Annotated in this window: 25 protein-coding genes; 18 read left to right on the top strand and 7 right to left on the bottom strand. The window is 72.2% G+C overall.

Going from position 1 to position 22,491, the window contains the following annotated elements; translation table 11 throughout:
• Positions 1 to 122: 122 nt before the first annotated feature.
• Complete coding sequence (locus tag OG738_RS43855; RefSeq protein ID WP_329049952.1) at positions 123 to 1,070, top strand: hypothetical protein; 948 nt, start codon at positions 123 to 125, stop codon at positions 1,068 to 1,070.
• Here the strand turns inward: OG738_RS43855 and OG738_RS43850 are convergent.
• The 3 genes from OG738_RS43850 to OG738_RS43840 all read right to left on the bottom strand — a co-directional run bounded on the left by OG738_RS43850 (position 1,060) and on the right by OG738_RS43840 (position 3,271).
• A complete protein-coding gene (locus OG738_RS43850; protein ID WP_329049951.1) occupies positions 1,060 to 2,031 on the bottom strand; it encodes a hypothetical protein in 972 nt (323 codons plus the stop codon). The genes OG738_RS43855 and OG738_RS43850 overlap by 11 nt on opposite strands.
• Positions 2,028 to 2,525 (bottom strand): SigE family RNA polymerase sigma factor, encoded by a 498-nt coding sequence (locus OG738_RS43845; protein WP_329049950.1) that lies wholly within the window; start codon positions 2,523 to 2,525, stop codon positions 2,028 to 2,030. Before OG738_RS43845 ends, OG738_RS43850 begins: the two co-directional genes overlap by 4 nt.
• Before the next feature lie 149 nt (positions 2,526 to 2,674).
• Positions 2,675 to 3,271 (bottom strand): TetR/AcrR family transcriptional regulator, encoded by a 597-nt coding sequence (locus OG738_RS43840; RefSeq protein ID WP_329049949.1) that lies wholly within the window; start codon positions 3,269 to 3,271, stop codon positions 2,675 to 2,677.
• Positions 3,272 to 3,309: 38 nt separating this feature from the next.
• Here OG738_RS43840 and hisF point away from each other — a divergent pair, with 38 nt between their 5' ends.
• The 4 genes from hisF to OG738_RS43820 are packed head-to-tail and all read left to right on the top strand — an operon-like array spanning position 3,310 to position 5,175.
• Positions 3,310 to 4,083: an imidazole glycerol phosphate synthase subunit HisF gene (gene hisF, locus OG738_RS43835; RefSeq protein ID WP_284741013.1), complete on the top strand. Its 774-nt coding sequence runs from the start codon at positions 3,310 to 3,312 to the stop codon at positions 4,081 to 4,083.
• Positions 4,080 to 4,457: a hypothetical protein gene (locus OG738_RS43830; protein WP_329049945.1), complete on the top strand. Its 378-nt coding sequence runs from the start codon at positions 4,080 to 4,082 to the stop codon at positions 4,455 to 4,457. Before hisF ends, OG738_RS43830 begins: the two co-directional genes overlap by 4 nt.
• Entirely contained in the window at positions 4,454 to 4,816 is a 363-nt protein-coding gene (gene hisI, locus OG738_RS43825) for a phosphoribosyl-AMP cyclohydrolase (protein WP_329049944.1), read from the top strand. Before OG738_RS43830 ends, hisI begins: the two co-directional genes overlap by 4 nt.
• Complete coding sequence (locus OG738_RS43820; RefSeq protein WP_286003233.1) at positions 4,813 to 5,175, top strand: DUF1304 domain-containing protein; 363 nt, start codon at positions 4,813 to 4,815, stop codon at positions 5,173 to 5,175. The genes hisI and OG738_RS43820 overlap by 4 nt, the downstream gene beginning before the upstream one ends.
• An 8-nt stretch (positions 5,176 to 5,183) precedes the next feature.
• Here OG738_RS43820 and OG738_RS43815 read toward each other — a convergent pair whose 3' ends face one another.
• The gene (locus OG738_RS43815) at positions 5,184 to 6,086 is read right to left on the bottom strand and encodes an IS5 family transposase (RefSeq protein WP_329044868.1); all 903 of its coding nucleotides are present in this window, start codon (positions 6,084 to 6,086) and stop codon (positions 5,184 to 5,186) included.
• Between the two features lie 242 nt (positions 6,087 to 6,328).
• Between OG738_RS43815 and OG738_RS43810 the strand changes: the two genes are divergently transcribed.
• Positions 6,329 to 7,375 carry a DUF3592 domain-containing protein gene (locus OG738_RS43810; protein WP_329049941.1) on the top strand — a complete coding sequence of 349 codons (1,047 nt, stop codon included), beginning with the start codon at positions 6,329 to 6,331 and terminating at the stop codon, positions 7,373 to 7,375.
• Here OG738_RS43810 and OG738_RS43805 read toward each other — a convergent pair.
• Positions 7,351 to 7,998, bottom strand: coding sequence for a TetR/AcrR family transcriptional regulator (locus OG738_RS43805; RefSeq protein WP_442875852.1), 648 nt, complete (start codon positions 7,996 to 7,998; stop codon positions 7,351 to 7,353). The two genes, OG738_RS43810 and OG738_RS43805, sit on opposite strands and share 25 nt — an antisense overlap.
• Positions 7,999 to 8,050: 52 nt before the next feature.
• Between OG738_RS43805 and OG738_RS43800 the strand changes: the two genes are divergently transcribed.
• The 8 genes from OG738_RS43800 (at position 8,051) to OG738_RS43765 (ending at position 14,845) form a co-directional block, all read left to right on the top strand.
• Complete coding sequence (locus OG738_RS43800; protein ID WP_329049938.1) at positions 8,051 to 9,601, top strand: anthranilate synthase component I; 1,551 nt, start codon at positions 8,051 to 8,053, stop codon at positions 9,599 to 9,601.
• A gap of 25 nt (positions 9,602 to 9,626) precedes the next feature.
• Positions 9,627 to 10,154: a Trp biosynthesis-associated membrane protein gene (locus OG738_RS43795; RefSeq protein ID WP_329057061.1), complete on the top strand. Its 528-nt coding sequence runs from the start codon at positions 9,627 to 9,629 to the stop codon at positions 10,152 to 10,154.
• 124 nt (positions 10,155 to 10,278) lie between these two features.
• Positions 10,279 to 11,088, top strand: coding sequence for an indole-3-glycerol phosphate synthase TrpC (trpC, locus tag OG738_RS43790; RefSeq protein WP_329049936.1), 810 nt, complete (start codon positions 10,279 to 10,281; stop codon positions 11,086 to 11,088).
• Positions 11,067 to 12,323 carry a tryptophan synthase subunit beta gene (trpB, locus tag OG738_RS43785; RefSeq protein ID WP_442875977.1) on the top strand — a complete coding sequence of 419 codons (1,257 nt, stop codon included), beginning with the start codon at positions 11,067 to 11,069 and terminating at the stop codon, positions 12,321 to 12,323. Before trpC ends, trpB begins: the two co-directional genes overlap by 22 nt.
• Positions 12,320 to 13,111, top strand: a complete 792-nt coding sequence (trpA, locus tag OG738_RS43780) for a tryptophan synthase subunit alpha (protein ID WP_329049934.1) — start codon at positions 12,320 to 12,322, stop codon at positions 13,109 to 13,111. The genes trpB and trpA overlap by 4 nt, the downstream gene beginning before the upstream one ends.
• A gap of 33 nt (positions 13,112 to 13,144) precedes the next feature.
• On the top strand, positions 13,145 to 13,522 hold the full coding sequence (locus OG738_RS43775) for a MerR family transcriptional regulator (protein ID WP_329049933.1): 378 nt from the start codon (positions 13,145 to 13,147) through the stop codon (positions 13,520 to 13,522).
• A 93-nt stretch (positions 13,523 to 13,615) separates the two neighbouring features.
• Entirely contained in the window at positions 13,616 to 14,143 is a 528-nt protein-coding gene (locus tag OG738_RS43770) for a Uma2 family endonuclease (RefSeq protein WP_329049932.1), read from the top strand.
• Between the two features lie 45 nt (positions 14,144 to 14,188).
• A complete protein-coding gene (locus OG738_RS43765; protein WP_329049931.1) occupies positions 14,189 to 14,845 on the top strand; it encodes a peptidoglycan recognition protein family protein in 657 nt (218 codons plus the stop codon).
• A 3-nt stretch (positions 14,846 to 14,848) separates the two neighbouring features.
• Here the strand turns inward: OG738_RS43765 and OG738_RS43760 are convergent, their stop codons facing one another.
• Both OG738_RS43760 and OG738_RS43755 read right to left on the bottom strand, forming a co-directional pair.
• Positions 14,849 to 16,081, bottom strand: coding sequence for a hypothetical protein (locus OG738_RS43760; protein WP_329049929.1), 1,233 nt, complete (start codon positions 16,079 to 16,081; stop codon positions 14,849 to 14,851).
• A gap of 187 nt (positions 16,082 to 16,268) precedes the next feature.
• Positions 16,269 to 17,627: a glutamine synthetase family protein gene (locus OG738_RS43755; RefSeq protein ID WP_329049928.1), complete on the bottom strand. Its 1,359-nt coding sequence runs from the start codon at positions 17,625 to 17,627 to the stop codon at positions 16,269 to 16,271.
• A gap of 49 nt (positions 17,628 to 17,676) precedes the next feature.
• Between OG738_RS43755 and OG738_RS43750 the strand changes: the two genes are divergently transcribed.
• From OG738_RS43750 to lgt, 4 genes are read left to right on the top strand one after another with little or no spacing between them, the layout of a single operon-like run.
• Positions 17,677 to 19,116 (top strand): APC family permease, encoded by a 1,440-nt coding sequence (locus OG738_RS43750; protein ID WP_329049926.1) that lies wholly within the window; start codon positions 17,677 to 17,679, stop codon positions 19,114 to 19,116.
• On the top strand, positions 19,113 to 20,237 hold the full coding sequence (locus OG738_RS43745) for an amidohydrolase family protein (RefSeq protein WP_329049925.1): 1,125 nt from the start codon (positions 19,113 to 19,115) through the stop codon (positions 20,235 to 20,237). The genes OG738_RS43750 and OG738_RS43745 overlap by 4 nt, the downstream gene beginning before the upstream one ends.
• Complete coding sequence (locus OG738_RS43740) at positions 20,234 to 21,403, top strand: M20 metallopeptidase family protein (protein WP_329049923.1); 1,170 nt, start codon at positions 20,234 to 20,236, stop codon at positions 21,401 to 21,403. The genes OG738_RS43745 and OG738_RS43740 overlap by 4 nt, the downstream gene beginning before the upstream one ends.
• Positions 21,404 to 21,418: 15 nt before the next feature.
• Positions 21,419 to 22,441, top strand: coding sequence for a prolipoprotein diacylglyceryl transferase (gene lgt / locus OG738_RS43735; RefSeq protein WP_329049921.1), 1,023 nt, complete (start codon positions 21,419 to 21,421; stop codon positions 22,439 to 22,441).
• Positions 22,442 to 22,491 lie beyond the last annotated feature (50 nt).

Raw genomic sequence — 22,491 nt, 5'->3', positions numbered from 1 at the left:
TCGGCGTGATAAATGCCTAGTCCGATCGCCGCGCGAACCCACACGACCGGCGGAAGCGTTTCGACAGCCGCGTCTGAAACGCTTTGCGGACTGGGGTTTCCCGCGCGCCGAAGGGAATGTCGATGGCCGTCACACAGCAGGTTCCGGTTCATCCGCAAGCGGGGTTCTTCGGCGCGGGGCCCTATCCCGCGCGCCGCGCGGTGATCGCCGTCGTCGCGGTGCTCGCCGGGTTCGCGCTGACCGCGCTCTGGTCCGCGCCGTTCGTCGACTCCGTCATCGGCGACACCGTCGCGAACGGGCTGCTCGGCTACGACGCGAAGGCCACCCCGATCAGCGGGGTCCTCGCGGGGACGCTCTTCGCGTTCGTCTCCGGCCTCGCCGGTTCCTTCACCGCCTGCAACATCGCCGCCTTCGGCGCGGTCGCCCCGCTCGTCGGTGGCCAGGCCGGCGAGAAACGGCGCTTCGCGACCACGCTCAAGCCACTCGGCTGGATCGCCGCCGGCCTGCTGACCGTGTCGATCGCCTACGGCGTCGTCGTGGCTCTCGTCGGCACCCGCATGCCCCAGTTCTCCACCGCGACCGGCTCGGGCCTGACGCCGCGCAGCATCCAGTCCATGATCGCCTTCGGCGTCGTCGGCCTGGTCTTCCTGGCCATGGGCCTGATCGCGCTCGGCATGGTCCCGAACCCGTTCCGGGCGTTCGTCGCGCGCCACCCCGCGGCGCCGCTCGTCCTGATGGGCGCGCTCATCGGCGGGTTCCTGATCGGCCGGCCCTACCCGCTGTTCCGGATCATGTTCCGCAGCGCCGCGGAGCAGCACGACGTCGGCTACGGCGCGGCCGCGTTCGCGCTCCAGTCGGTGGGCAACATCGTCGTCATGGCCCTGCTGTTCCTGCTCTTGACGCACGCCACCGGCGGGCGCGTGCAGCGCTGGCTCGCCGCGAAGCCCGCCCGGATCGCGACGGTGACCGGCGCGGCGCTGCTGGTCGGTGGCACGTTCACGCTGCTCTACTGGGACGTCCGCGTGCTCGGCCGGCTCGGGGTGATCTGGTTCCCGGCCGTCAACTGGTAGCGCGGCCGAGCCACCGGTAGTCGGGCGAGGGGTCGAGCTGGACGCCGTCCGCGACGGCGACCAGCTCGCCTTCCGGCCGCGCGCCCGTCACCGTCAGCCAGCGTCCCGACGGCAGCCGGACTGCGACCATCGCCTCCTCGCCGTTCTTCGCCGCCACGAAGAACCCCGGTCCGCCGCGCACGGTGACGGGCGCGGCGCCGTTGACGCCGGGGGAGCCCGCGCTCGCCGTGACCCGCACGATCGCCGACGGCCGCACGGGGTCGGCCGCGGTCAGCTCGGTGCTCGCGTCGCCGGGACCGGTGCCCTTGACCGCGGCCGACCGTTCGGCCAGCCCCGCCGGGAGCGCACCGAAGCGCAGCTCACCGCGGACGCCGACCGGTTCCGTGGTGACGTCGTCGGCGATCCGCTGGGCGACCGCGCGGGCGTCGGGCACCCCGCCGACCCGCACGGTGAGCACGTGGTCGTCGTCGGCCAGCCAGGTGAGCAGCGCGCCGCCGGCGTCGCCGGTGACCATGGCGACCCGGCCGTGCACCAGGACCTGGTCCTTGAGCGACGCGATCCGCAGCGCGGTCCGCGACCACTCCGGGTCGGCGGTCGAGTAGGCCGAGAGCGTGATCTCGGCCGGTCCGGCGAACCACCGCCGAACCTGCGGCGCGCTGCCCGGCCCGCCTTCGCGGTACTGCTCGGTGAAGCCGTCCGGCAGCCACCCGGGCCCGTAGGAGAGCACCGGCCGGCCCGCCGCCGGGACCAGGTCGGACGTGGTGGTGAACGCCTGCGTGCCGAGGATCACCCCGGCCACCACGACGACCACGGCGGCGGCCACCAGCGCGAGCCGGACGGGCGCCCGCCGCGGACGCCGCGCGAGCGCTTCGCGGACCGCCTGACCGTCGGGGGCGCGGGCGGCGAGGCGGTCGAGGCTCTCCCGGATCAGCGTCTCGGTCTCGTGCTCGCTGCGGGTCATGCGGGGTCTCCGGTGGTGAGGACTTCGTGCCGCGGCGCGGTCCGCAGCGTGGCGAGGGCGCGGGAGATCTGGCTGCGCACGGTGGAGGTGCCGCAGCGCAGGACGGCGGCGATCTCGGCGTCGGAGTAGTTCTCGTAGTAGCGCAGCACGACCGCCGCGCGTTGCTTGCGGGGCAGCGTTTCGAGGAGCCCGAGCATCGCGTCCCGCTCGTCGTAGGCGGCCGACGGGTCGGCTTCCGGCGGGCCGAGCGCGTCGAGGACGTCGTGGCTGCTCGGCACCATCCGCCGCACCGCCCGCCGGCGCCACGACAGGTACTCGTTGGTGATCATCCGCCGCACGTACGTCGGCGGCGAGTCGATGCCGTCCCACCGCTGCTGGGCGCGCAGCAGTACGTCCTGGACGACGTCCTGCGCCAGGTGCGGGTCGTTCGTCAGGACGGTGGCGTAGCGGAGCAGGCCGTCCAGCCGCTCCGCGACGAACTCTTCAAAGCGCACACGCGTCCCTTCCGTCTCCCTCTGGACGCGCGAGGGGGCCGGGCTGATGCACGCGGACCGGAAGTTTTTGCCGGGGGAGGACGTCCTCGGGCCGGAGGAGGTCGCCGTCGGCGGAGGGACGCCGGGCTGAGCAGCCCCCGATGTCCGGCTTACGGCAGGGGACCGACGGTTTCGCGGCCGTCGAGGTAGTACTGCGCCACCGGGGCCAGCAGCGCGACGATCTCCTCGTCGGACGCCTCGGCCAGCGGGGGCAGCTTGATCACGTACCGCAGCAGCGCGACCCCGATCATCTGCGCCGCGATCCCGGTCACCCGGATCTTCGGCACGGCCAGCGCGCGCGCCACCTCGGCGAGGACCGTGCGCTCGATGAACTGGCGCATCATCAGCGCGACCTGCTCGTTCGTCGCCGCCGCGCGCAGCATCGCGAGGAACGGCGTGCGCCCCTCGGGTGCGGCCCAGATCGTCAGGAAGGCCCGCACCAGCCGCTCGCCGACGGAATCGCGCGGGCCCGCCAGGATCGCCGGGACCAGGGAAGCCGGGTTGACCGGGAGGTTCATCGCCGCCGCGAAGAGGGCCTGCTTGCTGCCGAAGAAGTGGTGCAGCAGGGCCGCGTTCACGCCCGCGTCGGCGGCGATCCCGCGGACCGTCGCGCCGTCGTAGCCCAGCTCGGCGAACCGGTGCCGGGCCGCGTCGAGGATCTTCTCGCGCGTCTCGGTCTGCCCCGGCCGCCGTCCCGCCCGTGCCATTGCCCGAGCTTAGATCGCTCTTGACTACGCTGGTGGGCATGTCTGTCGCGGTGCGGGTGATCCCCTGTCTCGACGTCGACGCGGGCCGGGTCGTCAAGGGCGTCAACTTCGCCGGCCTCCGCGACGCCGGCGACCCCGTCGAGCTGGCCCGGCGCTACGACGCCGAGGGAGCCGACGAGCTGACGTTCCTCGACGTCACGGCGTCCTCCGGCGACCGCGAGACCACCTACGACGTCGTCCGCCGCACCGCCGAGCAGGTGTTCATCCCGCTCACCGTCGGCGGCGGCGTCCGCAGCAACGACGACGTCAACCGGCTGCTGCGCACCGGCGCGGACAAGGTGAGCATCAACACCGCCGCGATCGCCCGGCCGGAGTTCCTCCACGAGGCGTCGCGGCGGTTCGGCTCGCAGTGCATCGTGCTGTCGGTCGACGCGCGCCGCGTGCCCGAGGGCGGCGAGCCGACCGCGTCCGGCTTCGAGGTCACCACCCACGGCGGCCGCCGCGGCACCGGCATCGACGCCGTCGAGTGGGCCGCGCGCGGCGAGGAGCTCGGCGTCGGCGAGATCCTGCTGAACTCCATGGACGCCGACGGCACCAAGAACGGCTTCGACCTCGAGCTGATCGAGCTCGTCCGCAAGGCCGTGCGGGTCCCGGTGATCGCCAGCGGGGGAGCGGGCGCGGTCGAGCACTTCCTGCCCGCGGTGCGCACCGGCGCGGATGCGGTCCTCGCGGCCAGCGTGTTCCACTTCGGACAGCTCAAGATCGGCGACGTCAAGGACGCGCTGCGCGAAGGCGGGGTCGAGGTCCGGTGAAGTCCTGGCAAGCACCCGTCGAGGTCAAGGTCACCGCCGCCCTGATGGTCGGGCTGCCGGTCGCGTGGGCGCTGCTCGACCTGATCCCGGTCATCGGCGCCGGGTCGAGCCTGGCGATCTACCGGATGCCCGCGCTGGCGCTCATCCTCGGCGGCGTGGTGACGACCGGGCTCGTGCTGAAGCTGGGCAGCGCGCGGATCGGCGGGCTCGTCGTCAGCGTGGTGTTCGCGCTGCTGCACGCGTTCCTGCTGCTCGGCGCCGCGCTGTGGTGGAACAAGCTGTTCTCCGGCCTGTCCTTCGCCGGGTACGGCTACGCGTTCGTCCTGTTCAACTCGATGCCGCTGAAGCGGCACATCCTGGGAGTACGGGCATGACCCTGGACGCGGCCGTCTCGGCGCGCCTCAAGCGCAACGCCGACGGCCTGATCGCCGCGGTCGTCGTCGAGCACGCCACCTCGGACGTGCTGATGATGGCCTGGATGAACGACGACGCGCTCGCCGCCACCCTCGCCACCCGCCGCGGCACGTACTGGTCGCGCAGCCGGGCGAAGCTGTGGGTCAAGGGCGAGACGTCCGGCCACTACCAGCACGTCCGCGAGGTGCGGATCGACTGCGACGGCGATACGGTCCTGCTGCGCGTCGACCAGACCGGCCCGGCCTGTCACACCGGCACGCACACCTGTTTCGACACCGAGGAGCGCCTCCTCCTGGCCGATGAGAAAGAGCTCGCGTGACCATCGTCGCCGACGTCCTGGTCGGGCTGGTCGCCCTGATCCACGTCTACATCGTCGTCCTGGAGATGGTCCTCTGGACCACGCCCCGCGCTCGCGCGGCCTTCGGCACCACCGAGGAGTTCGCGAAGGAGAGCGCGCCGCTGGCCGCGAACCAGGGGCTGTACAACGGTTTCCTGGCGCTCGCGCTGGTGTGGGGCCTCATCGCGAGCGACCCGACGGGCTTCCAGCTCAAGCTGTACGGCATCGTCTGCGTGATCATCGCGGGCCTCTACGGCGCCGCGACGGCGAACAAGCGCATCCTGTTCGTGCAGGTGCTGCCGGGCACCCTGGCGCTCATCGCGCTCCTGCTTGCCCGTTAGAGCCTGTTTCAATGTCGTAGCCACTCGTTGATCGCCGCGATGTGCACGGTCGCCTCGTAGCGAACCGCGAGTTTGTCGAACCGTGTGGCGACGCCTCGGTTGCGTTTGAGCCGGTTGATGCCGCACTCGACCGCGTGCCGTTGCTTGTAGATCTCTGGGTCGAATGCTGGTGGCCGCCCACCGGCCCGGCCGCGGTTGCGGCGATGCCGGACTTGATCAGAGGGCTGGGGAATCGTGCACGCGATCCCGCGCCGCCGCAGATAGGCCCGGTTGGCGCGGGAACTGTAGGCCTTGTCCGCCAGGACACGATCCGGCCGGGTCCGGGCTCGCCCACCACCAACCCGGGCGACCCGGACCCTGGCCAGCACCGCCTCGAACTGCGGTGAATCACCACGTTGACCGGCGGTCACCAGCAACGACAGTGGTTTCTGGCCTTGCTCGGTGGCCAGATGCAGCTTGGTCGTCCAGCCTCCCCGCGACCGGCCCAGCGCGTGGTCGGCCGGTTCGGGCTCGCCGATACCGCCTGGCGGTTCTTTCTGCAGGTCGCCCTCGATGCGGGCGCCTGCGGCATGCTGGTGTGCCCGGTTGATCGTGGAATCCACGCTCACCTCCCAGGTGATCAACCCGGCGGCGTCGGCCCGAGTCTGCAACGCCGCCAAGATCAACGCCCACACACCAGCGCGCTGCCAGCGCCGGAACAAGCCATAGACGGTTTGCCAGCAGCCATACACAGGTGGGACGTCACGCCACGGCGAACCGACACGAACCCGCCAGCGGATACCGTCCAAAAGCTGGCGTTTACTCCACAGTGGCGGGCGGCCGGGCTTCTTGCCGACAGGCAGCAGCGGTTCCAGGATCGCCCACTGCGCGTCGGTCAGATCGGCTCGCCCCGTCGCCGCTAGGCTGGGCACGAGGTCTCCGGTGTACTTGATCAGCTTGGTCGTTGATCGGTCTACCGGAGACCTCGTCTATCTCACCCAAGACACGCCACACCCCACAACGCCGACCACAAGCTCCGCTGGTCAGCACATCAAAACAGGCTCTAGACCGCTCGGTCCATGCCGCGCACGCCCGGCGAGGCCGTCCGGTTGCCCTCGCGCCCTGTGCCGTTTCTCGCAGCGTCGGCGCGGATCGGCGGTTCTACGCTCGGCTGATGGAGCACGAAAGACGGCGGACCGGCTGGCTGGTCCTGACGGTCGTCGCGATGCTGGTCTTCCTCTTCTTCGGCGTCGGCACGACCTACTCGCTGCTCGCCCCGGCCTACGTCTTCGAAGACGGTGAACTCCCCGGCGAAGCCGCCATCCTGAGCGGATCCCTGGCGCTCGCCGCGTTCGGCACCTCGCGGCTGCGGGCCGCCGACCGGAGGCTGCGGGCCCACGTCCCGGACTACGGGGCCTGGCTGCCCGCGCGGGACGCCACCAACGGCGAAGGCCGGATCGACCTCGACGCCGAGACCGCGCGCCTGCGCCGGCTCGCCCGTCGCGCGGCCGGGCTGGTCCTGGTCTGGACCGCGGTGTTCGCGGGCGGAGTCGCGGGCACGAACGCGGCGGACCAGACCGCCGCGGACCTGCTCGCCTCCGGTGTCCGCGTGGCCGGCGTGGTGGTCTCCGTCGACAACCCGGCCAAGGGGACGCCTTCGTTCCGGGTGCGCTACGAGTCGCCGGGCACGGCCTGGACCGCGGAGATCGTGCGCGACACCACGCACGCCTACCGCGTCGGCGACGTGGTGACCGTCATTTACGACCCGGCCGATCCGGAGCACGTCCGCACCCCCGAGGAGCCGAACGAGAACCAGGTCCTCGTCGGCTTCGGCGTGCTCCTCCTGCTGGCCGGCTTCATCGGGATGCCGTTCGCGCTGAACGGCGCGGCGGGCTGGCGCGGCCGGGCCCGCGCGGTCACCCGCACCGGGTGGCGGGTCGCGGCGGTCACCGTCGTGCCCGACCCCTACCGCGGACGCGGCCGGCGCCTGCCGGAGGTCCGGGTGCGCTACCGCGACGGCTCCGGGATCGTGCTGCGCTGCGCGCTGTCGACGCACGGCCCCGGCGTCCTGGCCGGCCAGGAGCACCGCCGCGCGTGGATCGGCGGCTGGGGGCGGCGGATGGTCGTGCTGTTCCCGTACGGCCCGCGCAAGCCCGGCCCGTACGCCATGCCCGTGCGCGCGATCGGGTCGCGGGATCAGTCGATGTCGCCGGTGAGGTAGCGCTGCAGGTTCGGTGCCACCGCCCGCACGATGACCTCGACGTCCTCGCTGGCGAACGGCTCGAACTTCGCCACGTACCGGACCATGCCCATGCCGACCATCTGGGACGCGCAGAGCGTCATGCGCAGCGAGACCCGGTCCGAGCCGATCGACGAGATCGCCGCCGTGAAGAACTTCTGGAAGAAGTCGCGCAGCACGTGCCCGGCCTGCTCGTGGCCGGTGATGCTGCGGACGAGCGCCACGAAGACCTCGCCGCCCGCGCCGTCCCAGCGGGTGATGAAGGTGCGGACGATCCGCTCGCCGAACTGGTCGTCCGGGCCGTCGCGCAGGACGGCCAGCAGTTCCATGGGGTCGAAGGGCAGCTGGAGCACCGCCTTGGCGAACAGCCCCTCCTTGCCGCCGAACCAGTGGTTGACCATGGCCGCGTCGACTCCCGCGCGGGTGGCGATCGCGCGCACGGTGGCCCCGTCGTAGCCGTTCTCGGCGAACACGGCCCGCGCGGCTTCGATCAGCGCGGTGCGCGTGTCCTGGCCGGCGGGGCGCCGCCCGCGGCGTCGCGAAGTAGGCTCGGTGGTGCTCACGCCTCCATCATGACGCACGCACCTCCTGAATTCAACACTCATTGAATTCAGGGTCTGGCAAAACCCCTCCGGGCGGTGCAGCACAATGAGGGTCATGGTCAGCGCAACCGCCGGTCCCGGCTCGGTCAGCCCCTCCCGCGAAGACTTCCGCGCCCTCGCCGAAAGCCGCCGCGTCATCCCGGTCGTGCGCCGGGTCCTCGCCGACGGCGAGACGCCGATCGGGGTCTACCGCAAGCTCGCGGCCGACCGGCCGGGCACGTTCCTGTTCGAGTCCGCGGAGAACGGCGCCTCCTGGACGCGCTGGTCGTTCATCGGCGTCCGCAGCCCGGCCGCGCTCACCGTCCGCGACGGCGAAGCGGTCTGGACCGGCACGCCGCCGGTCGGCCTGCCGGCCGACGGCAACCCGCTGGACGTCCTGCGCGAGACCATCGAAGCACTGCACACCGAGCCGCTGCCCGGGCTGCCGCCGCTGACCGGCGGCATGGTCGGCTACATCGGCTACGACTCCGTGCGCTGGCTGGAAAAGCTGCCGGAGCTGGCCGAGCGCGACCTCGACATCCCGGAGCTCACCATGCTCCTGGCCACCGACCTCGCGGCGTTCGACCACCACGAGGGCACGGTGACGCTCATCGCGAACGCCGTCAACTGGGACGACTCGCCCGAGCGCGTGGACGCGGCCTACGACGACGCCGTCGCCCGGCTGTCCGTGATGACCGAGGAACTGCAGGTCCACGCGCCGCCGACGGTGGCCGCGTTCGAGCGTCCCGCGCCCGAATTCGTCCGGAAGCGGTCCAAGGAGGACTTCCACGCGGCGGTCGAGAAGGCCGTCGAGGCGATCAAGGCCGGCGAAGCGTTCCAGATCGTGCCGTCGCAACGGTTCGAGATCCCGACGGCTGCCGACGCGCTCGACATCTACCGCGTGCTCCGGACGTCCAACCCGAGCCCGTACATGTACCTGCTGCGGCTGGAGGGCTTCGACATCGTCGGCTCCAGCCCCGAATCGCTCGTCACCGTGCGGGACGGCCGCGCGACCACGCACCCGATCGCGGGCACGCGCTGGCGCGGCGCCGACCCGGAGGAGGACGCGCAGCTGGCCAAGGACCTGCTGGCCGACGAGAAGGAGCGCGCCGAGCACCTGATGCTCGTCGACCTCGGGCGCAACGACCTCGGCAAGGTCTGCAAGCCGGGCACCGTGCGCGTCGTCGACTTCTTCCAGATCGAGCGCTACAGCCACGTCATGCACATCGTGTCGACCGTCACCGGCGAGCTGGCCGAGGGCAAGACGGCGTTCGACGCGGTCACCGCGTGCTTCCCGGCCGGGACACTCTCGGGCGCGCCGAAGGTCCGCGCGATGCAGCTGATCGAGGAGCTGGAGCCGGTCCGCCGCGCGCTGTACGGCGGCGTCGTCGGCTACCTCGACTTCGCCGGCGACGCGGACACCGCGATCGCGATCCGCACGGCGCTGGTCAAGGACGGCATCGCGCACGTCCAGGCCGGGGGCGGGGTGGTCGCCGACTCGGTGCCGGACTACGAGGACACCGAGTCGCTCAACAAGGCCAGGACCGTGCTTTCGGCCGTGGCCGCCGCGCAGACGATGGTGGCGGCGGGCTCCCTCGACCCGGCCGCGGACTCCGCCCATGTCTGACACGCCGTCTCGCCGTCCACTGTGGATGATCGTGGGCGCGCTCCTGCTCGGCGCGCTCGCGCTGTGGGGTGCGTCACGGCTGACGTGGTTCGCCGAGTTCCGCGACGGCGGCGTGCGCGGCACGGTGCTCTACCGCGAGACCGGCGAGCAGCGCGCGACGGCGCTCGTGCCGCTGGCCCTGCTCGCGCTGGCGGGCGTGGCCGGGGTGATCGCGACCGGCGGCTGGGCGCGCCGCGTCCTGGGCGTCGTGCTCGCGCTGGCGGGCGTCGCCGCGGTCTGGTCCGGCGTGGCGGGGGTCAAGTTCTCCGGGTACGCCGACGGGCTGCCCGTGACGCAGATGCTGCTCGGGCGCGGCCTGGCCGTGCTGGGGGGAATTCTCGTCGGGGCGGGCGGGTTGGCAGCCGTCAAGGGCGCCGGGAAGGCCGCGCGGCTCGGGGCCCGGTACGCGGCCCCGGCCACGCGCAAGAAGGCGCGCGATCCGGACGCCGAGCTGTGGGAAGCGCTGTCGGAAGGAGAGGACCCGACGGACGTCCGGGGGAGGCATTCGGAGTAACGCGCGCACCCGGAACCGGGCGCTCCAGATGCGGGGGTTAGCATCGTTTCGGCGGGAAGGGGAAGGTTTTTGTGAGCGACCTTGCGAATGAATCCGTGAGCGCGTACCCGGGCGGGGGCGCCCGGTGACCGTGCTCGAAGACATCGTCGCCGGCGTGCGCGAGGACCTCGCGGCACGCGAGTCCGTGCTGCCGTTCGACGAGCTGAAGATCCGCGCGGCGGCCGCCCCGGCGCCCCGCGACGTGATGTCCGCCCTGCGCGAGTCCGGCATCGGCGTGATCGCCGAGGTGAAGCGCCGCAGCCCCTCCAAGGGCGACCTGGCCGACATCCCCGACCCCGCCGCGCTGGCGAAGGACTACGAAGACGGCGGCGCGCGCGTGATCAGCGTGCTCACCGAGCAGCGCCGCTTCGGCGGCTCGCTGGCCGACCTCGACGCGGTCCGCGCCGCGGTGGACACCCCCATCCTGCGCAAGGACTTCATCGTCAGCCCGTACCAGGTGCACGAGGCCCGCCTGCATGGCGCCGACATGGTGCTGCTGATCGTCGCCGCGCTGGAGCAGAACGCGCTCGCCGCGCTGCTCGACCGCGTCGAGTCGCTCGGGATGACCGCGCTGGTGGAGATCCACAACGCCGAAGAGGCCGACAAGGCCCTCGAAGCGGGCGCCAAGGTCATCGGCGTCAACGCGCGCAACCTGCACACCCTCGAGGTGGACCGCGACGTCTTCTCGCGGCTGGCCCCCGGCCTGCCGATGGACGTCTACAAGGTCGCCGAGTCCGGGGTCCGCGGGCCGGGCGACCTGATGTCCTACGCCGGCCACGGCGCCGACGCGGTGCTGGTCGGCGAGGGGCTCGTCGCCTCCGGTGACCCGAAGGGCGCCCTGGTCAAGCTGGTCACCGCCGGTTCCCACCCCGCCTGCCCGAGGCCGTCGCGGTGACCGAGGAACACGGTGTTGTCGAAGAGCCTCACGGCGTCGGCACGCACGACCCGGACGAGCGCGGTTACTACGGCCCGTACGGCGGGCGGTTCATGCCGGAGGCGCTGATCGGCGTCGTCGACGAGGTCGCCGCCGAGTACGACAAGGCCCGCCACGACCCGGACTTCCTGAACGAGTTCCACCGCCTGCTCAAGGACTACGCGGGCCGCCCGTCGCTGCTCACCGAGGCCAAGCGCTTCGGCGAGCACGCCGGCGGCGCGCGCGTGTTCCTCAAGCGCGAAGACCTGAACCACACCGGCTCGCACAAGATCAACAACGTGCTGGGCCAGGCGCTGCTCACCAAGCGGATGGGCAAGAAGCGCGTGATCGCCGAGACCGGCGCGGGCCAGCACGGCGTCGCGACGGCCACCGCGTGCGCGCTGCTCGACCTCGACTGCGTCGTCTACATGGGCGAGGTCGACACCGAGCGCCAGGCGCTGAACGTCGCCCGCATGCGGCTGCTCGGCGCCGAGGTGATCCCGGTCAAGACCGGGTCGCGGACGCTGAAGGACGCGATCAACGAGGCGCTGCGCGACTGGGTCACCAACGCCGACACCACGCACTACCTGTTCGGCACGGCGGCCGGCCCGGCGCCGTTCCCGGCGATGGTCCGCAACTTCCACCACGTCATCGGCACCGAGGCCCGCGAGCAGATCCTCGAGCAGGCCGGCCGCCTGCCCGACGTCGTCGCGGCGTGCGTCGGCGGCGGGTCGAACGCGATCGGCATCTTCTCCGGCTTCTACGACGACCCGTCCGTGCGGCTGGTCGGCCTGGAGCCGGGCGGCGAGGGCATCGAGGGCAACCGCCACGGCGCGACGCTCACGAAGGGCACGCCGGGCAATCTGCACGGCGCGATGACGTACCTGCTGCAGGACGAAGACGGCCAGACGGTCGAGTCGCACTCGATCTCGGCCGGGCTGGACTACCCGGGCGTCGGCCCGGAGCACGCGTGGCTCAAGGACACCGGCCGCGCCGAGTACCGGCCGGTCACCGACGCCGAGGCGATGGACGCGTTCAAGCTGCTCTCGCGCACCGAAGGCATCATCCCGGCGATCGAGTCGGCGCACGCGCTGGCCGGCGCGCTGGTGCTGGGCCGCGAACTGGGACCCGACGGCCTGATCGTCGTGAACCTCTCCGGCCGCGGCGACAAGGACATGGACACGGCGGCGAAGTGGTTCGGGTTGGTGGACAAGTGAGCGGGCTCGACGATCTCTTCGCCACGACGCGCGCGGAGGGTCGCGGCGCCCTGATCGGCTACCTCCCGGCCGGGTTCCCGACGGTTTCCGGGTCCCAGGACCTGATCGCGGCGTGCGTCGACGGCGGCGCGGACCTCATCGAGGTCGGCGTCCCGTATTCCGACCCGGTGATGGACGGCCCGACCATCCAAGCCGCGTCGGTGACCGCGCTGGACAACGGCTTCCGCCTCAAGCACCTGTTCGAGGTGGTCGAGTCGGTGTCGGCGCGCGGCGGCCGCGCGGTCGTGATGACGTACTGGAACCCGGTGAACCGCTACGGCGTCGACCGGTTCGCGCGCGACCTCGCTTCGGCGGGCGGGCTCGGCCTGATCACGCCGGACCTGATCCCGGACGAAGCCGCGTCGTGGATGTCGGCTTCGAAGGAGCACGGCCTGGACCGGACCTTCCTGGTGGCGCCTTCGTCGTCGGAGGAGCGTCTCGCGCTCACCGCGGCGGCGTCCTCGGGATTCATCTACGCGACCGCGGTGATGGGCGTGACGGGCGCGCGCGACCAGGTGGGCGCGGGCGCGGAGACGCTGGTCCGCCGCACGCGGGCGCACACGGACCTGCCGATCGGTGTCGGGCTGGGCGTGCGGTCGGGTGCGCAGGCGGCCCAGGTGGCGTCGTTCGCGGACGCGGTGATCGTCGGATCGGCCCTGGTCACGGCGGCGGCCGAAGGCCCCTCGGGGGTCCGCAGGCTGTCCGAGGAACTGGCGGAAGGCGTCCGCCGGGCGGTCGCCACCGCTTGACCTGGAGTGCACTCCGGGTGCCACTCTGGGTCCGTGACGTCCTACACCCCGGCCCAGGTGACCGAAAAGACCGGTTTCACGATCGACACGCTGCGCTACTACGAGCGCATCGGCCTGCTCCACGAAGTGGGCCGCACGGCCGGCGGGCGGCGTTTCTACACCGAGCAGGACGTGGAGTTCCTGCAGCTGCTGCGGTGCTTGAGGTACACGGGCATGCCGGTCGCGGAGATGCTGCGGTTCGTGGAGCTGCTGCGCTCCGGCGAGGCGACGCGCGAAGAGCGGGTCGACGTCCTGCGTGAGCACGAGGCCCGGGTGGCGGCGCAGATCGCGCGGTTGCAGGAGCACCAGGACCACATCCGGTTCAAGATCGAGCTGTACAGCGGCGCGGGCGAGCTGGCCTCGGCTGGCTGAACGCGTGTCGCACCTATGTGACGCCCTCACCTGATCCAGAACTGTCGGTGGCGGTCCGCATACTCCTCGTGTGATGATCCACAACGAGTTCTCTTGCCGCCACGACCGGACGGCTGGACGGCCGATGACGTTCTCGCCCTGCCCGAAGAACAAACCTTGCTGCAGCGAGTCGAACTCGTCGACGGGATGCTGCTCGTCAGCCCATGGCCGGGACTGGAACACCAGCGGCTTCTGGGGAAGCTCCAATCCGCCTGCGCGCCCGCATTGCCGGATGGCACCGAGTTGCTGCCCGGGGTAAACGTCCGCCTCGCAGCGCGGAGACTGCTGACTCCCGACCTGATCATTCTCGACTGCCCCGGAGTCGACACCGTGGCCTACGGAGCGAGCGACGTCCGGCTTGCCGCGGAGATCGTGTCACCGTCCACGAAGATGCAGGATCGGATCCTCAAGCGCGCCGTCTACGCCGAGGCTTTGATCTCGTTCTACCTCTTGGTCGAGCCGGGGGAACAGAACACCGCCACCCTCTTCGAACTCCGCGGCGAGGACTACGAGCCCATCGCCAAGAGCGAGAACGGCGAGCTCCACCTCACCCGCCCGTTCGAGGCCACCCTGCGCCTCTGAAGGCGTTTGTACGAAAGCTGTACGCCGCCACGGGAGGGTCCGTCCATGGACCTCGTACACCTCCCGCGGCGCACCTTCCTCCGCGGCGCCGCCGGTCTGGCCGTCGCCGGAGCAGCTGGGCTCGTCCTCCCGCGAGCCGCCCAAGCCGCCACCGAACCCCGGATCTACAGCTGCGCCGAGTGGGGTGCCCGGCCGCCCGCCGACGCGCTCACCACCCTCGACCACCCCGCGAACCGCGTCCTCATCCACCACATCGCCTGCCCCAACAGCACCGACTACTCCCTCGCGCACGCCTTCCAGGTCGCCCGCGACGACCAGCACGACCACATCGACAACAACGGCTGGTCCGACACCGGCCAGCACTTCACGGTCAGCCGTGGCGGGTACCGAATGGAAGGACGGCACGGCAGTCTCGATGCCCTGCGCGGCGGCACCACGATGATCCAGGGCGCGCACTGCCCCGGCCAGAACACCAACGCCATCGGCATCGAGAACGAAGGCACCTACACCAGCGTCGAGCCGCCCGAAGCGCAGTGGGCGTCCCTCGTAACGTTCTGCGCCTACATCTGCCGCCAGTACGGCATTCCCGTCGCCGAGATCAAGGGGCACCGCGACTACTACAACACCGAATGCCCCGGCGACCGCCTCTACGCGAAGCTTCCGCAGCTGCGCGAGGAGGTCGCCGGGGCGCTGGCGGGGTGACCGTCAGCCGTTCTTGAGCGTGTCGAGCGTCCGCACGGCGTCCGTTGCCGCCGCCTGGTCGGCCGGGTCCGGTTCGGCGGCCGCGTCCGGGTGGGCCGACGCCGCCGGGTGCGTGCAGCCCAGCTGCTGCAGCGAACCCTGGAGCCGGTCGGTCAGGAACTTCAGCAGGCCGACGCCGCCGTCCGGGGACGGCGCCGCCCGCAGCAGCCGTCGGTCGGCGGTGAGCCGGTCCAGCCCGGACGTCCGCAGGTTGCGGCAGTACGACCGGGTGCTCGCGGACCGCCGGTCCAGCGCGGGCTGGTCGACGCCCGCGCGGTACAGGTTCGCCTTGGCCTGGCTGGGTTTCCCGTCGACGAGCGTCATCGGGTCACCCTGGGGCACCAGCGCGACCGGCGCCCGCTGCCCGGCCGCGGCCTGCAGCTCGTTGAGGGCGAGCGACGTCGTGGGCCGGCCGCCGTCGGTGAGGTCCGGTGCCGTGAACGGCGTGCAGCCCAGCGCCGGGTCCACGAACGCGTCGAGCAGCCGGTTGTCGCTGCCGTTGGCGAGCGTCGCGGGTTTCCCGAGCGCGCGGGCGTTGGCCGCGGTGGCCTGGGCCGTCCGGCCGTCGGGCGTCGCGAGGTAGGTCGTGGTGACGTTGTCGCTCTGGTCCTGGTCCACCAGCGAGAAGTCGCGCACCGACGGGCACGGCCGGCCGTCCGTCGCCCGGCCGAGCGGCGGGATCCGCAGCTTGCCCGCTCGCACGGCCTTGTTGGCCGCGTCGAAGAACGCCTGCGCGCCGCAGAAAGCGACCTGGCCGAATAGCGAGCGGCCCAGGCCGTTGACGCACTGGCCCGCGCGCAGTGCGGCCGGGCTGCCGCCGAGGGTCAGCGTGTCGCCGTTGAAGCCGAACCACAGCCCGACGACGGCGCCGCGGGGCAGGGCCGGGACGACCGGGGGCGCGGCGGGTCTCCGGCCCGCGTCGACGACGAGCGGGTGGTACACCGACAGCTTGCCGGTGGCGGGATCGAGGATCGCCGCCTCGGCGAACGCGCCCTGCGCGTCCACCGGTTCGTGGCACGCGCCCAGGCGCGGATCGGTCGCGCTGAGCTGGTACGGCGTGGCGAGGCCACGGGCGGACAACGGGTCGTCGGGCACCTTGAGGGTGCAGCCGGGGTTCGGGGTCGCGGGCGGCGGCGCCGGGGTGCGCGGTGCGGCCACCGCGATCCCGACCGCGCCCAGCGACACCGCTGCCACCACGACGGCCACCTTGAGCTTCCAAGGCTTCTGCCGGTGGCGGGGACGAGCGTCTGGCATGGACTGTGCCTTCTTTCGGCCTCCTCACCTCACCCGGAGCGGGACGCTAGCACAGATAACGGCCCGATCACAGAATGATTTCCGGGCACGAACACGACATTCGACGCGAACGGTTTCCGGTGAAAAGATCTCAATGGAGGTAGCGCAGCACGGCGCACAGCTCGTCGGCAGGCAGGCCGCCGAGCTGCGCGATTTCGCCCCGGCGCACGTCCATCAAGGTCGTCGCGAGCTCCGCGCCGAACGCCGAAGTCAGCGCGTCGTCGGCCTCGAACGCCGTCACCGCCTCCGCCAGCGAGGTCGGCAGCCGGACGGCCGAAGGGAGCGTGCCCGGGTCGACGTCCACCGGCTCCGGCAACGCCGCCTCCGCCGAAAGCCCGGCCAGGCCCGCGAACAGCAGCGCCGCCACCACCAAGTACGGATTGGCGGTCAGGTCGAAGCACTTGACCTCGAAGTTCGCCGCCCGGTCGCGCTGCCCGGCCGGACCCTGCACCAGCCGCAGCGGCGCCTCGCGGTTCTCCAGGCCCCACACCGAAAACACCCCGGCCCAGTGGTGCGGCTCGAGCCGCAGGTAGCTGACCACCGACGGTGCGCCGATCGCCAGCAGCGCCGGCAGCCGCGTGAAGATCCCGGCGCCGAACGCCTCCGCGGTCGGGGTCAGGCCGAACCGGCCGTCGCCGCCGGCGCACAGGTTCCGGTCGCCGTCCCAGAGGCTGAGGTGGACGTGGCCGCCGTTGCCCACGCCGTCCGGCGAGAACTTCGGGGTGAACGACGCCCGCAGCCCGTGCTGCTCGCTCACCGTCCGGATCGTCTCGCGCGTCAGCACCGCGACGTCCGCCGCGCGCACCGGGTCACCCGGGGCCACCGACAGCTCGAACTGCCCGGCCGCGTACTCGGGGTGGATCTGCTCCACCGCCACGCCCTGTGCGGACAAGGCGGACACCAGCGCGCGCAGGTAGCCCGCCTGCGCGGACAGCCGCGCGAAGCCGTAGGCCGGGCCCGCCGTGGCCGAGCGCGGGTCGTCCGGCGCGTCCGCCGCCGTGATCACCCACTCGATCTCGAAGGCCGTCCGCACGTTGTAGCCCAGCGACGTGAGCCGGTCCGTCGCCGACGCGGCCAGCGCCCGCGCGTCCTGCGGGTGCGGCTCGCCGTCCTGGTCGTAGCGGTTCGCCGGGGCCCACGCCCAGCCCGGCTGCGCGGCCAGTGGCACCAGCGCGTCGAGGTCCGGGTGCAGCCGCAGGTCGCCCACCGGACCACGCGAGTACTGCCCGTCGGTGATCTCGTCGGTGGCCAGGAAGAAGTCGAACGAGTTCGACGCGCCGACGCCCCACGCCGCCGCCGACCACAGCCGGTCGACCGGGACGGCCTTGACCCGCGCGATGCCGCTGTTGTCCACGAAGGTCAGCGCGACGAGCTCGACCCCGGCCGCGCGCAGGCCGTCGGCCCGGATCGCGCCCTGCTGCGCGAGTTCTGCTCGATCGAGCTGGCTCATCCTGCCCCCGTCGATGTTCACTGTGTACTTCGAGAAAGAGGTGGAGATCGTGTCAGACACCGTCGAAACCCGTCCAGGCCTGCGCCGCTCCCTGTCCGTCTGGCAGGCCGTCGGCCTGTCCGTCGCGCTGATGGCCCCCAGCATGGCCGCCAACATCAACCCCCAGCAGACCGCGGCCTCCGCCGGCCGCGCCGTCCCGCTCGCCTTCCTGCTCTCGGCGGTCGGCGTCCTGCTGGTCGCCTACGGCTTCGTCAAGCTGTGCCAGTACTACCAGCACGCCGGGTCGGTGTACGCGTTCGTCGGCGCGACGCTCGGCCCGCGCGCCGGCGTGGTCTCGGGCATCGGACTCCTCGGCACGTACACGTTCTACGCCGTCGTCACGAGCTCGGCCGCGGGCACGCTCGGCACCGCTTTCCTGACGCAGGTGGGCATCTGGCCGAACCCGCCGTCCTGGGGGCCGTTCGTGCTGACCGCGGTCGCGCTCGTCGGTGCCTGGCTGCTGGCCGTGCTGCCCGCCCGCCGCGGGACCAGCACGCTCCTCGCCGTCGAAGGCGCCACCATCGCGGTGATCCTGCTGGTCACGGTCGTGATCCTGGTCCGGCTGCTCGCCGGGAGCGCCCCGGGCGGCGCGCGGTTCACCCTCGACGTCTTCACCTTCACCCCCGACTCCGGACTGTCCGGGGTGTTCCTCGGCGCGGTCTTCGGCTTCCTGTCCTTCGCCGGGTTCGAAGCCGCCGCGACGCTCGGCGAGGAGACCCACGACCCGAAGCGCAACATCCCGCGCGCGATCCTCGGCACGGCGATCTTCGGCGGGGTCTACTTCGTCGTCGTCACGGCCGTCGAGATGATGGCGTTCGGCACCGACGCGAAGGCGTTCCACGATTCGCCGTCCCTGCTCGGCGACCTCGGCAGCCGGTACGCGGGCGGGTGGGTCGGCGACGTGATCAGCGTCGGCGCGGCGATCAGCGCGTTCGGCTGCTGCCTGGCCTGCGTCGTCGGCGGCTCGCGGCTGCTCTACGCCCTCGGCCGCGACGCGTTCGGCGGCCGCGGCATCGGCCGGACGTCCGGCCGCGGCACGCCGGTCGCCGCGGTGAGCGTGGTGACCGGTGCGGCGGTGCTCGTCATCTTGGTCTGCGCGCTGTTCTTCGGCGCGACGGCCTCGGACACCTTCGCCTGGTCGGGCTCGATCGGGACGTTGATCCTGCTGGTGATCTACCTGCTCACGACCGTCGGCGCGATCCTGCTGCTGTTCGTGAAGCGCCGGATGCGCGTGCCGGCGTGGCACCTGGTCTTCCCGATCGGCGCGCTCGCGGTGCTCGGGTACACCGTCTACGTCAACGTGGTGCCGTACCCGACCGAGGGCCCGGCGCGGTGGTTCCCCGTGGTGGCCGGGGCCGTGCTGGTGCTCGCGGTGATCTTGGTGCTGTCCGCGCCGGCGTTCGCTCGTAGGGTGGGGGAGAGGTTGACCAGCGTGGACGGAGGCCCATGACCGAACTGCTCCCGTTCGTCGCGGACCTGCCGCTGGTGGACCACCACTGCCACGGCGTCGTCACCGAAGACGTGGCCCGCGCGGACTTCGAGGCGATGCTGACCGAGGCGGACACGACGTCGCCGCTGGGCACGAGCCTGTTCGACTCGCTGATCGGGCTCGCGGTGCGCGCCCGCTGCGCCCCCGTGCTCGACCTGCCGATGCACGCGGAACCCGACGCCTACCTCGAGCGCCGCGCCGAACTGGGCGCGGCCGAGGTGGCGCGGCGGTTCCTGCGCGCCACCGGCACCACGGACTTCCTGCTGGACGGCGGGTTCCAGCCGGACGCGCTGACCACGACCGGCGAGTTCGCGCAGCTCGCGGGCGCCCGCGCCCACGACGTCGTCCGGCTGGAACAGGTCGCCGAGCAGGTGATCCGCGGGACCACCGCGGCCGGGTTCGCCGCGGCGTTCACCGACGAGCTGGGCAACCGCGCCGCGACCGCGGTCGGGGTCAAGTCGATCGCGGCCTACCGCGTCGGCCTCGAACTGGCGGGGGAGCGGCCCTCACCGGCCGAGGTCGAAGCCGCCGCCGGGCGGTGGCTCGCCGCAGGCGGCACCCGGCTGGCCGACGAGGTGCTGCACCGGTTCCTCGTCTTCACCGGGCTCGACCTCGGCCTGCCGGTGCAGTTCCACGTCGGGTACGGCGACTCCGACGTCGACCTGGACCGCTGCGACCCGCTGCGGCTCACCGCGCTGCTGCGGGCCACGCGCGACCGCGGCGTGCCGATCCTGCTGCTGCACAACTACCCGTTCCACCGCAACGCCGCCTACCTCGCGCAGGTCTTCGAGCACGTCTTCGTCGACGTCGGCCTCGCCACGCACAACGCGGGCTTCCGCGCCCCGGCGATCCTGGCCGAGCTCCTGGAGATCGCGCCCTTCGGGAAGGTCCTCTTCTCCACCGACGCCTTCGGCCTCGCCGAGCTGTACCACCTGGGCACGGCCCTGTTCCGCCAGGGACTTTCGGACTTCCTGCGCACCGGGCTCGACGCCGGTGCGATGTCCGAAGTGGACGCCGTCCGGCTGTGTGCTTTGGTGGGACACGAGAACGCGAAGAGGATCTACCGCTGGGAGCACGTGTGAACGACCTTTGGGACCGGTGGACGCGGGCGATCGACGAGGAGCTGCCCGCGGCGATCGACCTCCGGCACGCGGTGCACGCCGACCCGCGCGGCTCCGGCGACGAGGAGGACACCGCCCGGCTGGTGGCCGAGGCACTCGGCGCCGGCGACGGCACCCGCGTCGCCAAGACCGGCCGCGCGATCCCGCTGCCCGGCGGCGAAGGCCCGGTCGTGGCGCTGCGGGCGGAGCTCGACGCGCTGCCGGTGCTGGAGGGCACCGGCGTGCCGTGGGCGTCGGGCAACGAGCTGATGCACGCGTGCGGCCACGACGTCCACCTCGCCGCGCTGGTCGCGGTCGGCCGCGCGGCGGTCCGCGTCGGCGTGCCGCGGCCGATCCTCGCGCTGCTGCAGCCGCGCGAGGAGACGTCGCCGCCCGGCGCGCTCGATGTCCTCGAGTCCGGCGTCCTGGCCGAGGCCGGCGTCGACGCGGTGATCGGCGCCCACGTCCAGCCGCGGATCGAGCACGGCGTCGTCGCCGCGGTGCCGGGCCCGGTGAACGCCTCGACCGACGAGTTCGAGGTGACGCTGCAGGGCCAGGGCGGCCACGCCGGCTACCCGCACCTGCTGCGCGACCCGATCCTGGCGCTGTCGCAGCTGGTCGTGAGCCTGCAGCAGCTCGCGTCGCGGCGGATCGACCCGGTGTTCGGCGCGGTCTGCTCGGTCGGCCGGATCCAGGCCGGCACCGCGGCCAACGTCGTCCCCAACAGCGCCACCGCGTTCGGCTCGCTGCGCCTGATGCGGGAGAAGGACCGCGACCGCGCGCTGGAAGCCCTCGCGGACATCGTCCACGGCACCGCGCGGGCGCACGGGTGCACCGCCGAGCTGGAGATCAGCCCGTGCGAACCGGTGCTGAACAACGACCCGGCGCTGGCGGTGGGCGCGCAGCGGTGGCTGCGGCACGCGGGCTTCGCCGTCGACGCCGAGTTCCGCTCGTTCGGCGCGGACGACTTCGCCCACTACTGCGGCGGCGCGACGCGGGGCCTGATGCTGTTCGTCGGCCTCGGCGACACCGCGGGCGTACCCAGCCTCCACGACGACCGGTTCCTGCCGCGCGACCAGGCCGTGGTCCAGGTGGCGCACGCGCTGGTGGCGGGCTACCTGGCCGCTGTGGATGCGGAGCCGCGCTAGCGCTACGGTGGCCCGGTGATTCCCGCCTACCTCGCGACGATCCCGAGCCCCGACCAGGGGGTCTGGCACCTGGGACCGATCCCGATCCGTGCGTACGCCCTGTGCATCATCGCCGGCATCATCGTGGCGATCTGGTGGGGGGAGCGGCGCTGGGCCGCCCGCGGCGGCACCAAGGGCACGGTCATCGACCTGGCCGTGTTCGCCGTCCCGTTCGGCCTGGTCGGCGGCCGGTTGTACCACGTGATCACCGACCCCGAGCTGTACTTCACCGAGGGCAAGAACCCCTGGAACGCGTTCGCGATCTGGGACGGCGGCCTCGGCATCTGGGGCGCCATCGCCCTCGGCGCGGTGGGCGCGCTGATCGCGTGCCGCCGCAAGGGCATCCCGCTGCCGGCGATGGCGGACGCGCTCGCCCCGGGCATCGTCGTGGCGCAGGCCATCGGCCGCATCGGCAACTACTTCAACCAGGAGCTCTACGGCGCGCACACGGACCTGCCGTGGGGCCTGGAGGTCTACCAGCGCTTCAACCCGGACGACCCGGGCAACACGCTCAACGGGGTGGCGACCGGGCACATCCCGCTGCCGGAGAGCCCGGTCCACCCGACGTTCCTGTACGAGCTGATCTGGAACCTGCTGGTCGCGCTGCTGGTGGTCTGGGCGGACCGGCGCTTCAAGCTTGGGCACGGGCGCGCGTTCGCGCTGTACGTCGCCGGGTACACGGTGGGCCGCGGCTGGATCGAGACGATGCGGATGGACAACGCGAACCACATCCTCGGCCTGCGGGTGAACGTCTGGACGTCGATCCTGCTGTTCGCCGCGGCGGTGGTGTACTTCGTGCTCGCGGGGAAGCGCGGGCCGCGGGAGCTGCCGGAGACGCTGCGGAGCAAGGACGCGCCGGGGCCCGATGAGGCGCCGGTCGAGGAATCTTCGGCTTCGGCGGAGGAGCCCGAGCACGCGAAGGTGGCGGCGGAGGCTTCGGCCGAGAAGCCCGCTGAAGAAGCTCCGGCCGAAGAGCCGAAGAAGACCGACCAGGACTGAGCAGCCCCCGTTTTCCACGCTACCCGGGACTACCGACAGTCCCGGGTAGC

Source organism: Amycolatopsis sp. NBC_01488 (assembly GCF_036227105.1).
GTDB lineage: Bacteria > Actinomycetota > Actinomycetes > Mycobacteriales > Pseudonocardiaceae > Amycolatopsis.
Note: the sequence above shows the minus strand (reverse complement) of the source record. Positions and strands in the feature narration are given on the sequence as shown.